Source organism: Thauera sp. 28 (genome assembly GCF_000310145.2).
In the GTDB taxonomy this organism is placed as follows: Bacteria; Pseudomonadota; Gammaproteobacteria; order Burkholderiales; family Rhodocyclaceae; genus Thauera; species Thauera mechernichensis.
Genome location: NZ_AMXA01000002.1, coordinates 115,255 through 129,048, shown reverse-complemented (window position 1 = coordinate 129,048; position 13,794 = coordinate 115,255). Strand labels below are relative to the sequence as shown.

General features: G+C 65.3%; 12 protein-coding genes. 1 reads left to right on the top strand and 11 read right to left on the bottom strand.

The window, feature by feature from the left end; all coding sequences use genetic code 11:
• Positions 1 to 35 precede the first annotated feature (35 nt).
• The 9 genes from C662_RS02615 to C662_RS02575 form a co-directional block, all read right to left on the bottom strand.
• The gene (locus C662_RS02615; protein ID WP_002924637.1) at positions 36 to 398 is read right to left on the bottom strand and encodes an H-NS histone family protein; all 363 of its coding nucleotides are present in this window, start codon (positions 396 to 398) and stop codon (positions 36 to 38) included.
• A gap of 196 nt (positions 399 to 594) precedes the next feature.
• A complete protein-coding gene (gene ybaK / locus C662_RS02610; RefSeq protein ID WP_002924635.1) occupies positions 595 to 1,083 on the bottom strand; it encodes a Cys-tRNA(Pro) deacylase in 489 nt (162 codons plus the stop codon).
• A gap of 75 nt (positions 1,084 to 1,158) precedes the next feature.
• Complete coding sequence (gene xerD, locus C662_RS02605; RefSeq protein WP_002924631.1) at positions 1,159 to 2,088, bottom strand: site-specific tyrosine recombinase XerD; 930 nt, start codon at positions 2,086 to 2,088, stop codon at positions 1,159 to 1,161.
• The gene (locus C662_RS02600) at positions 2,085 to 2,591 is read right to left on the bottom strand and encodes a methylated-DNA--[protein]-cysteine S-methyltransferase (protein WP_002924629.1); all 507 of its coding nucleotides are present in this window, start codon (positions 2,589 to 2,591) and stop codon (positions 2,085 to 2,087) included. Before C662_RS02600 ends, xerD begins: the two co-directional genes overlap by 4 nt.
• 32 nt (positions 2,592 to 2,623) lie before the next feature.
• Positions 2,624 to 3,901, bottom strand: coding sequence for a glutamate-5-semialdehyde dehydrogenase (locus C662_RS02595; RefSeq protein ID WP_002924622.1), 1,278 nt, complete (start codon positions 3,899 to 3,901; stop codon positions 2,624 to 2,626).
• 99 nt (positions 3,902 to 4,000) lie between these two features.
• On the bottom strand, positions 4,001 to 5,011 hold the full coding sequence (gene holA, locus C662_RS02590) for a DNA polymerase III subunit delta (protein WP_002924619.1): 1,011 nt from the start codon (positions 5,009 to 5,011) through the stop codon (positions 4,001 to 4,003).
• 25 nt (positions 5,012 to 5,036) lie between these two features.
• Complete coding sequence (locus tag C662_RS02585) at positions 5,037 to 5,597, bottom strand: LPS-assembly lipoprotein LptE (RefSeq protein ID WP_002924617.1); 561 nt, start codon at positions 5,595 to 5,597, stop codon at positions 5,037 to 5,039.
• A gap of 12 nt (positions 5,598 to 5,609) precedes the next feature.
• On the bottom strand, positions 5,610 to 8,237 hold the full coding sequence (gene leuS, locus C662_RS02580) for a leucine--tRNA ligase (protein WP_002924615.1): 2,628 nt from the start codon (positions 8,235 to 8,237) through the stop codon (positions 5,610 to 5,612).
• 219 nt (positions 8,238 to 8,456) lie between these two features.
• A complete protein-coding gene (locus tag C662_RS02575; protein WP_002924614.1) occupies positions 8,457 to 8,798 on the bottom strand; it encodes a hypothetical protein in 342 nt (113 codons plus the stop codon).
• A 317-nt stretch (positions 8,799 to 9,115) separates the two neighbouring features.
• On the opposite strand from C662_RS02575, the gene C662_RS02570 reads away from it, so the two are divergent.
• The gene (locus tag C662_RS02570) at positions 9,116 to 11,338 is read left to right on the top strand and encodes a UvrD-helicase domain-containing protein (RefSeq protein WP_002924613.1); all 2,223 of its coding nucleotides are present in this window, start codon (positions 9,116 to 9,118) and stop codon (positions 11,336 to 11,338) included.
• A gap of 55 nt (positions 11,339 to 11,393) precedes the next feature.
• Here the strand turns inward: C662_RS02570 and C662_RS02565 are convergent, their stop codons facing one another.
• Entirely contained in the window at positions 11,394 to 12,263 is an 870-nt protein-coding gene (locus C662_RS02565; RefSeq protein ID WP_002924612.1) for an HDOD domain-containing protein, read from the bottom strand.
• Between the two features lie 93 nt (positions 12,264 to 12,356).
• A complete protein-coding gene (locus tag C662_RS02560) occupies positions 12,357 to 13,754 on the bottom strand; it encodes a phosphomannomutase/phosphoglucomutase (protein WP_002924611.1) in 1,398 nt (465 codons plus the stop codon).
• Positions 13,755 to 13,794 lie beyond the last annotated feature (40 nt).

Here is a 13,794-nt window from a genome sequence, read left to right as displayed (position 1 = left end):
CGCTTGCGGCCTGTGCCGCTTGAGCTGGAGAAGCGTCAGGCGGCGAGTTCTTCAAGCGGCTTGCCTTGGGCGATCCAGTCAAGGGCCCATTGCGGCTTGCGCCCGCGCCCGCTCCACCCTTGTTCCGGGTTGGCAGGATTGCGGTACTTGACCACGGGAGCTGGCTTGGCCTTCTTAGCCGTGCCGCGTGCCGCGCGCTTGGCTGCCGGTTTGGTTTCGGCGGCGGGGGCAGGAGCAGCTTCGAGCAGATCACCCAGCGTCAGGCCTTCGTCTGCTGCCATTTTCTGCATGCGCTTGAGCAAGGTGCGGCGCGTCGTATCGCTGCGGCGACGGATTTCGGCCTCGATCTTTGCTTGGAGTTTGCGCAGCTCGGGCAGGGTGTAGGTGGATAGGTCCATGAGGTCTCCGGGTATGTTCAATGGCGAATCGAGGCCCTTGAATTGAGCGCTGAGAAATACTGGCACTCAGTTCTGGCTGTGCTTCATTGAGTGATTCACGTGCAATTCGAATTGTGCCATTTACCGAAGCGAATTGAAATTGCCAACATGGGATTGCTTGAGGGATTTCACAACGTGGTCGACTGGGTCAATCCGCTCAGTTTGCAACCTGCACCAGCACCGGCTTGAGCACGCGCAACAGGTCGTGCGGATGAATGCCAACGAGGAAGCCGCGGCGTCCGCCATTGATATAGACGAGCGGTAGATCGAGAATGGTGCGTTCCATGTAAATGGGCATTGTCTTGCGAGTACCGAACGGCGACGTGCCGCCGACGAGAAAACCCGTGTGTCGGTTGGCGGTTTCGGGTTTGCAGGTTTCGACATGCTTGCATGGAATCTGGCGCGCGAGTTCCTTGGTGGATACCTTGCGATCGCCATGCATCAGTACGATCAGCGGTTGGGCGTTTTCATCCTCCATGACGAGGGTTTTCACCACGGCATGTTCGCTCACATTGAGTTCACGCGAGGATACGGCGGTCCCGCCGTGCTCTTCGTATTCGTAAAGGTGGCTCGAGAATGCGATGCCGTGCTGGCGCAGGAACCGGGTTGCCGGCGTCTCGGGTGCGCGGGTGTCTGGTTTATGCATGGTCGGACTCGTCTGCTCGGGATCGGGTTGCAAATATTTGCGCTGTTACCCTGATTGTATTCCGCCGCGCCTTGCTCAGGCACGTGGGTGATGTTTTGAATGCAATTGCTTCAGGCGCTCCCGTGCGACGTGTGTGTAGATCTGCGTCGTCGAAATGTCGGCGTGCCCGAGCAATAGCTGCACCACACGCAGGTCGGCGCCGTGGTTGAGCAGGTGCGTTGCGAAGGCATGGCGTAGGGTATGCGGTGAGATTCGCTCGCTGGGAATGCCTGCATGCACGGCGTACTGCTTGATGATTCGCCAGAACATCTGGCGCGTCATTCCGCTACCGAGGCGTGTCACGAAGACCTCGTCGCAACTGCGTCCGGCAAGAAGTGCTGGCCGTGCTTCGAGCAGGTAGCGCCGGAGCCAGTCTGCGGCAAGCTCGCCCATCGGCACCAGGCGTTCCTTGCTGCCCTTGCCCATGATGCGCAGCACGCCGTCATTGAGGCCGACTGCGAAGACCTTGAGTCCAACCAGTTCCGACACGCGCAGGCCCGCAGCGTAGAGCACCTCGAGCATGCAGCGGTCGCGCACACCCTGCGGATTGCCGTCGTCGGGCGCCGCAAGCAGGGCTTCAACCTGGGCTTCGCTCAAGGTCCGTGGAAAGCGTTCGGCGGCCAGTGGCGAGTCGAGCAGCAGGGTGGGATCCTCGGCGATCTCCCGGTTGATGAGCAGCATCCGGTAATAGCGCCGGCAGGATGCCAGCAGCCTGCGTTGGCTGGCAGGGCGGGCGCCACGGCTGAACTCGCCGATGTAGGCGGTGAGTTCGGGCGGGCCGGCTGCGGGAAGGCGCTGGCCACGGACTTCGAGCCAGGCGGCGAAGCGAGCGAGGTCGCTGCGATAACCGGCAAGCGTGTTGGCGGCAAGGCCGTGTTCGAGCCACAGCGCGTCGACGAAGCGGTCGAGTTCGCGTCGGTGCTCGGGCAGCAGGCCGGCTTCCACCGCCGGTGTGCGCCCGCTCACCGGGCGCCTTCGAATGCGAGCAGCCAGCGTTTGACGTCGAGCAGCCAGCCGCCGCGGGCGTTTGCGAATCCACCCAGCCCGGTGGCCGAGGTCACACGGTGACAGGGCACGACGAGTGGGAAGGGGTTGGCGCCGCAGGCTTGGCCGACGGCCCGCGGGGCGCTGCCGAGGCGGGCGGCAAGCTCACCATAGCTGCGGGTCTGGCCGCGTGGGATCGCGCTGATCTCTGCCCATACGCGGCGGCGAAAGGGCGTCCCATGGTCGGCCAGGGGGACCGGGAAGGGGAGCTCGGGGTCGTCGATCCAGGCCCGTAGCGCGTGTGCTGCGGCGCCCGCGATCGCTGTTCGTGGCGTCACGAGGGCGGTGCCGGGCGGCAGGAACACCAGTTCGCGCACGGCGCCGTCATCACAGCGGATGCCGAAGGGGCCGAAGGGCAGGGCGATGACGGCATCCAGGTCGGCGGCAAGGTCCTGCGCCCCCGCCTCGAACGTGTGCTTCACCATTGTCCCTGCGTGTCCGGCCACGGCGCAGCTGCTCAGCGCCGGATCTCGCCGTTGCCGAATACGATCCACTTCTGGCTTGTCAGGCCCTCGAGACCTACCGGGCCGCGGGCGTGGATCTTGTCGGTGGAGATGCCGATCTCCGCACCCAGCCCGTACTCGAAGCCATCGGCGAAGCGCGTGGAGGCATTGACCATCACGGACGACGAGTCCACCTCGCGCAGGAAGCGCATTGCGTGGCTGTAGTTCTCGGTGACGATGGCCTCGGTATGGCCGGAGCTGTAGGTATTGATGTGGGCGATCGCCGCCTCCAGTCCGTCGACCACCTTCACCGCGATGATCGGGGCGAGGTATTCCTCGCGCCAGTCGGCTTCGGTGGCGGCGACGAGCTTGCCGGCATCGACGCCCGCTTCCGTCAGCAGGGCGAGCGACTCGGCGCAGCAGCGCATCTCGACGCCCTTGGCTGCGAGCATGCGGCCGATTTCCGGCAGGTAGATGTCGGCGACGTCGCGCGCGACGAGCAGGGACTCGGCGGTATTGCAGGTGCCGTAGCGCTGGGTCTTGGCGTTTTCCACGATCGGCACGACCTTCGCGGGGTCGGCCTCGTCGTCGATATAGACGTGGCAGTTGCCGTCGAGGTGCTTGATCACCGGCACGCGGGCGTCCCTGGCAATGCGCTCGATCAGGCCTTTGCCGCCGCGCGGAACGATCACGTCGACGAACTCGGGCATCGCGATGAGCGCGCCCACAGCCTCACGGTCGGTGGTTTCCACCACCTGTACCGCGTGCTCGGGCAGGCCGGCCTGGATGAGGCCCGCACGCACGCAGGCTGCGATGGCGCGGTTGGCGTTGATAGCTTCCTTGCCGCCACGCAGGATCGCCGCGTTGCCCGACTTCAGGCACAGCGCAGCAGCGTCCGCGGTGACGTTGGGGCGGGCCTCGTAGATGATGCCGATGACGCCCAGGGGGACCCGCATCTTGCCGAGTTGGATGCCCGAGGGGCGACGCTTGATGTCGGTCATCTCGCCCACCGGGTCGGCCAGGGCGGCGACCTGCTCGAGGCCGACTGCCATGGCTTCGACGCCCTTGTCGTTCAGGGTCAGGCGATCGATCAGTGCCGGCTCCAGACCAGCGACGCGTGCCTCGGCGAGGTCTTGTGCGTTGGCGGCCAGGAGTTCGGCGCGACGGGCGCGGATCTCGGTGGCCATCGCCAGCAGGGCGGCGTTCTTGGCTTCAGTGGAGGCGGCGGCGAGCACGCGCGAAGCGGCGCGGGCCTGGCGGCCCAGAGTCTGCATGTAGTGCTGGATATCCATTTGGGGCTCTTCGTCGGCGATGGTTGCGGCAATGTCGGTTGCCGCAGGGCAAGCGCGCATTAAAGCACCGAATGGCGCGCGCATGAACCCCGGCGGGACTCAGTGTCGACCCGCGAGGCGCAGTGCAAGCTGGAGGAATTCGTCCCACACGTCGCCGCTGGCGAGGCCCTTGATCATGCGGTCGATACGAGCGGCATGCATCAGCGCAGCGCGCAGCCCACCCTGGCTGAGGCGACCCAGCGCCCGGCCCAGGGCCTGCTGGCGGCGTGGTTCGAAGATGCGCTCGGCCTTGAATACGGCGGGCAGCGCCTGGCCGGTGTCGCGTGCGGCGCACAGGCTGGCGAGGGTGCGCGTCTCGTTGGCGAGTGCCCACAGCACCAGCGGCGCTGCGGCGCCTTCGCCCTTGAGCCCTTCGAGCAGCCGGGCGCAGCGTGCCGGATCACCCTCGACCACTGCCAGACGCAGCTTGTCGATGTCGTAGCGGGCGACGTTCAGCACCGCGTCCTGCACTTGCTCCAGGCTCAAGCTGCCTGCACCGTGCAGCAGACCGAGCTTGAGGATCTCCTGATGGGCCGCGAGCAGGTTGCCTTCGACATGCTCTGCAATGAAGGCCAGCGCCTCGGGGGTTGCCGACTGCTGCTGCGCAGCGAGCCGGCGGCCGACCCATTCGGGCAGGCGTTCGCGCTCGGGGGCGTTGAGCTCCAGCGTGGCTGCCGATTCGGAGAGGGCCTTGAACCAGGCCGTCTTGCGTGTCGCCCAGTCGACTTCGGGCAGGGTGATCAGGGTAAGGGTTTGTGCGGGCAGATCGGCCACGTAGCGCTGCAGGGCGTCGCCACCCTCGCGCCCCGGCTTGCCGGTAGGAATGCGCAGGTCGATCAGCTTGGCGCCCCCGAACAGCGACATGTTGCCGGCGGCAAGGGTCAGCGCATCCCACTTGAAGCCCTGGCCGACAACGAGTGTTTCGCGCTCGTCGTAGCCTTGCGTGCGCGCCGCGGCGCGGATCGCATCGGCGGCTTCGATGACCAGAAGGGGCTCGTTGCCGTGCAGCAGCCAGAGCGGCGCGAGCGGCTTGGCGAGACTGGCGGCGAGCTGGTCGGGCCGGATGTTCACGCGCGACGCGCCTCGTTCGGGCGCTTCAGCCTGCCGGGTTGGCGGCAGCCAGGCGGCGCATGAGCTGCTGCAGGAGGTCGGCCTGCATGTCCCGATAAAGCAGCGCCTCCTCCTGCTCCTTGCCCAGGGCCTGCGAGTCGTCGAACGTGTATTCGCGGCGCGCCGACAGGGTTGTCGGCGGTACCAGGCTGCGGCCTTCGCGGTCGATCATCTGGAAGCGCAGGCTTTGCGTGAGCTGGTATTCACGGACCTTGCCGGCCCCGGTCAGGCTGAGGATCTCGCGGCCGCGGTTGTTTGCAAGGATCTGCAGCCGCGCCGACGCCTGTTCGGCGTCGTCTACGACGGTGGTGGTGCCGGTCGTGGCGATGAGGCGACGCAACTGAGCGCCAAGCTCGGTTTGCGCCGGCGCATTGACATGCAGCGTCGACACGCCGAGCGCTTGAGGTCCACGCAAGCGGAATCCGCAGCCGGATGCTGCAAGTGCGACGATGCCGCAGGCGCCCAGCAGCAGACTGCGGCGCTTGTGCGCGCAGTGCTGGGCGTTCGCCTGAGGGGCAGTGGCTGCTGCTGGGCGGCGGATCTGCATGGGCGTGTTCCGTCAGGCGACGATGTTGACCAGGCGGCCGGGCACGACGACGACCTTCTTCGCCGGCCTGCCTTCCATGAACTTCTGTGCAGCTTCCGAGGCCAGCGCTTGCGCCTCGATGTCGGCCTTGGCAGCGTCTGCGGCAACCTTGATGCTGCCGCGCAGCTTGCCATTGACCTGAACCATGAGCTCGATCTCGTCCTGCTTGAGTGCCTCGGCGCTGACCTCCGGCCAGTTCGCGACGAGGATGTCGCTGCCGAAGCCGCAGTCCTGCCACAGTGCATGGCAGATGTGCGGCGTGATCGGCGACAGCAGACGCAGCAGGATGGAGAAGCCTTCCTCAGCGACCTCGGCATGCGCGGCCGGCTCGCCGGCGGCCAGATCCTTGTGCGCCTTCTCGAGCGCGTTGAGGATCTTCATCGCGGCGGACACCACGGTGTTGAACTGGTGCTTGCCGAAGTCGTAACTCGCCTGCTTGAGATGGATGTGGATCTCGCGACGTACATCAGCGGCTGTAGCGGGGAGCGCGTTGGCCGCGAGCTTGCGCTCGGCCGGCAGCGCGGCGCGCGTCTCGCTGGCAAAGGCGTGGCCGTAGTTCCATACCCGGCGCAGGAAGCGCGAGGCGCCCTCGACGCCGGAGTCGGACCATTCGAGCTGCTGGTCGGGCGGAGCAGCGAAGATGATGAACAGGCGCGCGGTGTCGGCGCCGTACTGGTCCACCAGCGATTGCGGGTCGACGCCGTTGTTCTTCGACTTCGACATCTTCTCGGTGCCGCCGATGACCACCGGCAGACCGTCGGAGTCGAGCTTGGCGGCGACGATGCGGCCGCGCTCGTCACGCTCGACCACTACGTCGGCCGGGTTGATCCACTGCTTCTTGCCGCCGTCGAGCTCGCGGTAATAGGTCTCCGCCACCACCATGCCCTGGGTGAGCAGGGCGCTGAAGGGCTCGGAGACATTGACCAGACCGCAGTCGCGCATCGCGCGGGTGAAGAAGCGCGAGTAAAGCAGGTGCAGGATGGCGTGCTCGATGCCGCCGATGTACTGGTCGACCGGCGCCCAGTAGTTGACGCGCTCGTCCACCATCGCGGTCGTGCTGTCGGCGCAGGCGTAGCGCAGGAAGTACCAGGACGACTCGACGAAGGTGTCCATGGTGTCGGTTTCGCGCTTGGCCGGCTTGCCGCACTTGGGGCAGGCGCATTCGTAGAATTCGGGCATCTTGGCCAGCGGAGAGCCGCGACCGGTGATCTCGACGTTCTCGGGCAGCACCACCGGCAGTTGCTCGTCCGGCACCGGCACGTCGCCGCAGTCGGCGCAGTGGATCATCGGGATCGGGCAGCCCCAGTAGCGCTGGCGCGAGATGCCCCAGTCGCGCAGGCGGTACTGTACGCGCTTGGCGCCCAGGCCCTTGGCGGCGAGGTCGGCGGCGATCGCATCGACCGCGGCCTGGAAGTCCAGGCCGTCGTATTTGCCCGAATTCACCAGGCGGCCGTACTCGGCGTAGGCGTCCTGCCACGGGGCGACCGTGTCGGTGTAGGCGTCCGAGCCCACTACCATGCGGATCGGCAGGGCGTACTTGGTGGCGAACGCAAAGTCGCGCTCGTCGTGCGCCGGCACTGCCATCACCGCACCTTCGCCGTAGCCCATCAGCACGTAGTTGGCGACCCAGACTTCGAGCGGCTCGTCGGTGAGCGGGTGGCGCACCTTCAGGCCGGTGGCCATGCCTTTCTTCTCCATCGTGGCGATGTCGGCTTCGGCGACGCCGCCGCGCTTGCATTCCTCGATGAACTCGGCGAGTGCCGGGTTGCTGGTGGCGGCTTGAGTGGCGAGCGGGTGCTCGGCTGCCACGGCGACATAGGTCGCGCCCATCAGTGTATCGGCACGGGTGGTGAACACCTTCAGTGTGCCTTCGTGGCCGATGCTGGAGACATCAAAGGGGAAGCTGATCTCCACGCCTTCAGAGCGGCCGATCCAGTTCTTCTGCATCAGCTTGACCTGTTCGGGCCAGTTCGGCAGGTCGTCGAGCGCGGACAGCAGTTCGTCGGCGTAGGCGGTGATCTTCATGTAGTACATGGGGATCTCGCGCTTCTCGACCAGCGCGCCCGAGCGCCAGCCGCGGCCGTCGATGACCTGTTCGTTGGCGAGTACGGTTTCGTCGACCGGGTCCCAGTTCACCGTGCCGAGGCGCTTGTAGATCAGGCCCTTCTCGAACAGGCGGGTGAACAGCCACTGCTCCCAGTGGTAATACTCGGGGGTGCAGGTGGCGAGCTCGCGCGACCAGTCGATGGCGAAGCCGAGGCGCTTGAGTTGCGCCTTCATGTACTCGATGTTGGCGTAGGTCCACTTTGCCGGCGGCACGTTGTTCTGGATCGCGGCGTTCTCGGCCGGCATGCCGAAGGCGTCCCAGCCCATCGGCTGCAGCACGTTGAAGCCCTTCATGCGGTGGAAGCGCGCGAGCACGTCACCGATGGTGTAGTTGCGCACGTGCCCCATGTGCAGCTTGCCCGAGGGGTAGGGGAACATCGACAGGCAGTAGTACTTCGGACGGCTGGTGTCCTCGGTCACACGGAAGGCGTCGGTGGAGTCCCAGTGCTGCTGGGCGGCCGTTTCGACGGCGGCGGGCTGGTATTTGTCCTGCATGAGCGTGCGTGCGGGCTTCAGGGCGTTGAAAACACGCCAGTATACCTTGAAGGGCGCGTTAGCGCGGAGTCCAAGCCAAGGTGCGAGCGCTGCAAGCCGCTGTACGGGGCACGGTCGGTTCGAAAAAAGGCACTCTGCCCGAGGGGCAGAGTGCCGAACTCCATTTAAGGAGGGAGGGAGACGGTGAGGCCGGGGTGGCCTGGAGGGCTAGCGGTGCGCTCAGGCCACGCGGCAGGCGTTCTTGCCGCTGGAGGCAGCATGATTGCGCTGCCAGTTTGCATGCACGGCCGAAATCATGTCCTCCATGGCCAGCAGCGGCAGGCGCCACATGCGGTTCTGGCTACGGACGTAGGGCAGCATCTGCGGTGCGCACAGGGTATTGCGCTCTTCCTTGAGCAGGCGCTGGAAGTGATCCATCGCCGCACCCCAGTATTCGGCGTTGCCAACCCAGCCGGTTTCGCTGGTCGCTTCGCGCACGGCCTTGCGCCAGAGGGCTTCGGCTCGCTCCAGGGGGACGCCGGCCTTGCGTGCGTACCAGGGCAGTAGTTTCGGGGTCTTCATGTCAGTTCTCCTGTCGGGCCGGGTAGGGCTCGAAAAATCATGGCCTGCCTTCTGGGCTCGCCACCACGCTTCGTATGCTGTGGTGCAATATGCAGGGCAGTCCTGTAGTTTTCCTTGATTGTGCGCAAATTAGGCGCTGACGTCTGTGAAAAGTTCCACGGTACGCCAGCCGTTTGTTGCAATGCACAATTCAAATCTAGCGCAAAAGGAACGCTGCGCAAAGGTGCTGTTGCTGCGACGCAACATCCATCTTCGCGGCAGCTTCCGGGTAACGCCCGGGTGTCGCCGATACAATGCCGGCTTGCAGAGGAACCACGATGTCCACGCTCCTAGACAACTTGAATACCGAACAACTGCAGGCTGTGAGCCTGCCGCCTCAGCACGCGCTCATCCTTGCCGGTGCAGGCTCAGGCAAGACCCGGGTGCTCACGACTCGCATCGCATGGCTCGTCCAGTCCGGCCAGGTCGATCCCGCCGGCATTCTTGCTGTTACATTCACCAACAAAGCCGCCAAGGAAATGCTTGCCCGTCTGTCCGCGATGTTGCCGGTCAGTACGCGTGGCATGTGGATCGGTACCTTTCACGGCCTGGCCAACCGCTTGTTGCGAGCGCACCACCGGGATGCCGGGCTACCTCAACTTTTCCAGATCCTCGATTCGGGGGATCAGCTCGCCGCCATCAAGCGTCTGTTGAAGACGCTCAACGTCGACGACGAGAAGTTCCCGCCGCGTGAGTTGCAGCATTTCATCAATGGTCAGAAGGAAGCAGGCAACCGGCCGCACGCGGTGGAGGCCTGGGACGACTACACCCGCCAGCGCGTTCAGCTGTACCAGGAGTATGAGTCACAGTGCCAGCGCGAGTCTGTTGTGGATTTTGCGGAGTTGCTTTTGCGCAGCTATGAGTTGCTCGAGCGCAATGAGCCACTGCGCCGCCATTACCAGCGCCGTTTCCGCCACATTCTTGTCGACGAATTCCAGGACACCAACCGCCTGCAGTATCGCTGGTTGAAGCTTTTCGCCGACGAAGGCCGCGAAGGCGGTGCTGCGATGTTCTGCGTCGGCGACGACGACCAGAGCATCTACCGCTTCCGTGGCGCCGAGGTCGGCAACATCCGTGACTTCGAGCGCGAGTTCCGCGTGCACAACGTGATCCGCCTGGAGCAGAACTATCGCTCGCACAGCAATATCCTGGATGCTGCCAACGCGATCATCCGCCACAACAGCAACCGTCTGGGGAAGAATCTGTGGACCGACCAGGGGGCCGGCGAGCCGATCCGCGTGTTCGAGGCCTACTCGGACGGTGATGAGGCGCGCTGGGTTGTCGAGGAGATTCAGTCCCTGGTGCGTGACGGTGCATTGCGCAGCGAGATCGCGCTGTTGTATCGCTCGAATGCGCAGTCGCGGGTGCTGGAGCACCAGCTGTTCTCGGCCGCGATTCCCTATCGCGTGTATGGCGGTCTGCGCTTCTTCGAGCGCCAGGAGATCAAACACGCGCTCGCCTACCTGCGCCTGATCGCCAACGCCGACGACGACACTTCATTCGCACGCGTGGTGAATTTTCCTACCCGCGGCATTGGCGCGCGTTCGCTCGAGGTATTGACCGACGCCGCGCGCGTCTACAGCACCAGTCTGTATGCCACCGTGCCGCATCTGACCGGCAAGCCAGGCACTTCGCTCGCCCAGTTCGTGCGCCTGATCGAGGACTTGCGTCGCGACACTGCGGGTTTGCCGCTGCCGGAGCTGGTCGATCACGTGCTCGACATGAGTGGTCTGCGTGCTCACTACAAGGCTGACAAGGAGGGGCGAGAGCGCCTGGAGAACCTCGACGAGTTGATCAACGCTGCGGCCAATTTCCTCGCTGAGTCGCAGGCTCAAGCGGGCGCAGGCGATGCGCTCGCCCAGGCGCATGCGCTGTTGGCCGACTTCCTGGCCCATGCCTCGCTCGAGGCGGGTGACCACCAGGCTGACCAGGGGGCTGATGCCGTACAGCTGATGACGGTGCATTCGGCCAAGGGGCTGGAATTCAATGTCGTCTTCCTGTCCGGCTTGGAGGAGGGGCTGTTTCCGCACGAGAACAGCATCCTCGAGACCGATGGCCTGGAAGAGGAGCGCCGGCTGATGTACGTGGCCGTCACGCGGGCGCGTGAGCGCTTGTACCTGAGCTTTGCCCAAAGTCGCATGTTGCACGGGCAGACGCGCTACAACCTGCGTTCGCGCTTCCTGGAGGAGATTCCGGCGGAGCTGACCAAGTGGCTGACGCCGCCAAGCGCGCGTTCCGTGCAAGGCGGCGCGTCTGGCGGCATGGGGGGCGGCTATTTCAAGCCGTCGGCCAAGGCGCAGGTGGCGCGGGCGCCGCGGCCTTCATTCGCTACGCTGCCTAACGGTCTGCGCATTGGCCAGGCTGTCAGTCATGCGAAGTTCGGCCAGGGGGTCATCGTTGCCGCGGAGGGTAGCGGTGCCGATGCCAAGGTGCAGATCAACTTCGGGCCTGCGGGCGTGAAGTGGTTGCTGCTTGGTGTCGCCAAGCTGGATCCGGCCTAGGCGGCGTGCCTCGCCCGCCGGTCGGGTGAGGCACGCTGCCTGCAGCGCAAGACGCTCAGGCGGTCTCGGCGCTGCGCTGGCTCTCGAGCGCCAGCAGGACGTCCTCGGCGAGGTCCTCGATGTCCGTCAGCGGCATGCCGAGGAAGCAGGCCACAGCATCGCGGCCCTTGTCCCACTCGGCATCCTGCCGGGTGCGCAGGTGGGTGCCGGCCACGTACTCGCCGATCACGTTGATCGCGATCAGCGCACGCGCTTCGTGGTCGAGTCCGGAGTCGCCGGCGAGCACCGAGTAGTCATGGTGGCACAGGATCGCCTGGGTGATCGCTTCGCTCAGGCCCCAGGAGCGGGCAAGGATGTAGCCGATCGTGGCGTGGTTGGTGTTGAAGGCTTCGTCCTCGACGGCGGTGAACCAGCGGTCGGTCGTCTGGTTGGCGACGCCCAGGATGCGTTTGTAGTCGGGAAAACGCTTGACCAGCAGCGGGATGCCGCAGTCGTGGAACAGGCCGAAGGTATAGGCTGTTTCAGCCCGAACGGCGCCGGTGCGGCGCGCGAGCAGGGCGCTGGCCGCAGCGGTGTAGCGCGAGTTGTCCCAGAAGCGCTCGAGGGTGGCGCTGCTGTCCGGGATCGCGTTGCGCAGCATGGCTTCCTGCACGATGTTGGTCAGGGAGCCGAAACCGAGCATGCGAATCGCGTCGTCGATCGAGTCGAGCTTGCGCGCCGCACCGAAGAGGGGCGAATTGGCCGATCGCACGACCGCTGCCGCCAGCCCCACGTCCCTGCCGATGAGGGTGGAAATCTGCTTGCCGCTGACTCCGGGGTCGCGCAGTTCCGTCATCAACTGCATGAGGATATCCGGGCAGGACGGAATCCTCACCCCCTTGAGTGCCAGTTCGACATCCTTGTCGTTTGCCACGGCTGTTTTCATTCGTATCCTCAGCTCATACCGGTTCAAGCGCGAGAAAGTGGCACGGCTCGGTACGGGGGCGTTTGCGCGCCCTGTGCCATTGCCGTGCGTGCCTCAGAAGGGGAGCGCCAGTCCCGGCCAGGCGGCGTCGATGGCGTGCCTGAACGCGCTCTGGATGGCGGTCAGCGCAGCAGCGTCGTCGGCTTCGAAGCGCAACACCACCACTGGCGTGGTGTTGGAGGCGCGCGCAAGGCCAAAGCCGCGTGCGAACTCGACTCGCACGCCATCGAGGGTGATCACTTCGTTTGCGTCAGCAAAGCACGAGGGCGTAGCGAGTGCGGCCTGCTGGAGGCGGCGGACGAGCTCGAAGGGCTCGCCCTCCTTCATCTTGATGTTGAGTTCCGGTGTGCTGACCGCATCGGGCAGCGCCTTCAGTGTGGCGTTGGCATCTGCGCGGGCCGACAGGATTTCGAGCAGACGGGCGCCTGAATACAGGCCGTCATCGAAGCCGAACCAGCGCTCCTTGAAGAACATGTGGCCGCTCATCTCGCCGGCCAGTGGGGCGCCGGTTTCCTTGAGCTTGGCCTTGACCAGCGCGTGGCCGGTGTTCCACATCGTCGGCTTGCCGCCGCGCGCACGGATCCAGGTGGCGAGGTTGCGCGTGCACTTGACGTCGTAGATGATCTCGGCGCCCGGTACGCGGGAGAGCACGTCTTCGGCGAACAGCATGAGCTGGCGGTCGGGGAAGATGATCTCGCCATCCTTGGTCACCACGCCGAGGCGATCGCCGTCACCGTCGAAGGCGAGTCCGAGTTCGGCGTCGGTCTCGCGCAGCACGCGGATGACGTCCTGCAGGTTCTCGGGCTTGGAAGGGTCGGGGTGGTGGTTGGGGAAGTTGCCGTCGACTTCGCAGAACAGCTCGATGACTTCGCAGCCCAGGCGGCGGAAGAGCTCCGGGGCGATGCCGCCGGCCACACCGTTGCCGCAGTCGAGGACGATCTTCATCGGTCGCGCGAGCTTGACGTCGCCGACGATACGTTCGAGATAGGCAGCATCCACGCTGGCGTGGCGGAGTTCGCCGTCACCGTGCACCAGATCGTTCTCTGCGATGCGACGGCGCAGGGCCTGGATCAGTTCGCCGAACAGCGTCTGGCCGCCGAGTACCATCTTCAGGCCGTTATAGTCCGGTGGGTTGTGGCTGCCGGTGACCGATACGCAAGAGTCGCAGCCGAGTTGATAGGCGGCGAAGTAGGTGAGTGGAGTGGGTACGCAACCGATGTCGATGACATCGATGCCGGCGGCGCGGATGCCCTCGCCGAGCGCGCCTGCCAGCGCCGGGCCGGATAGGCGTCCGTCGCGACCAATCGCGATCGCCTTCTGGCCGCGGACTGCGGCCTCGGAACCGAGTGCATGGCCGATTGCGCGCACGGCGTCGGGGGTGAGCACGGTGTCGACGATGCCGCGGATGTCGTAGGCCTTGAAGATCTCTGGGGCGGGCAGGGCGTAGGTCATGAATCGGTCCGGTAGGCGAATGCTGTAATGACGGGTGGCA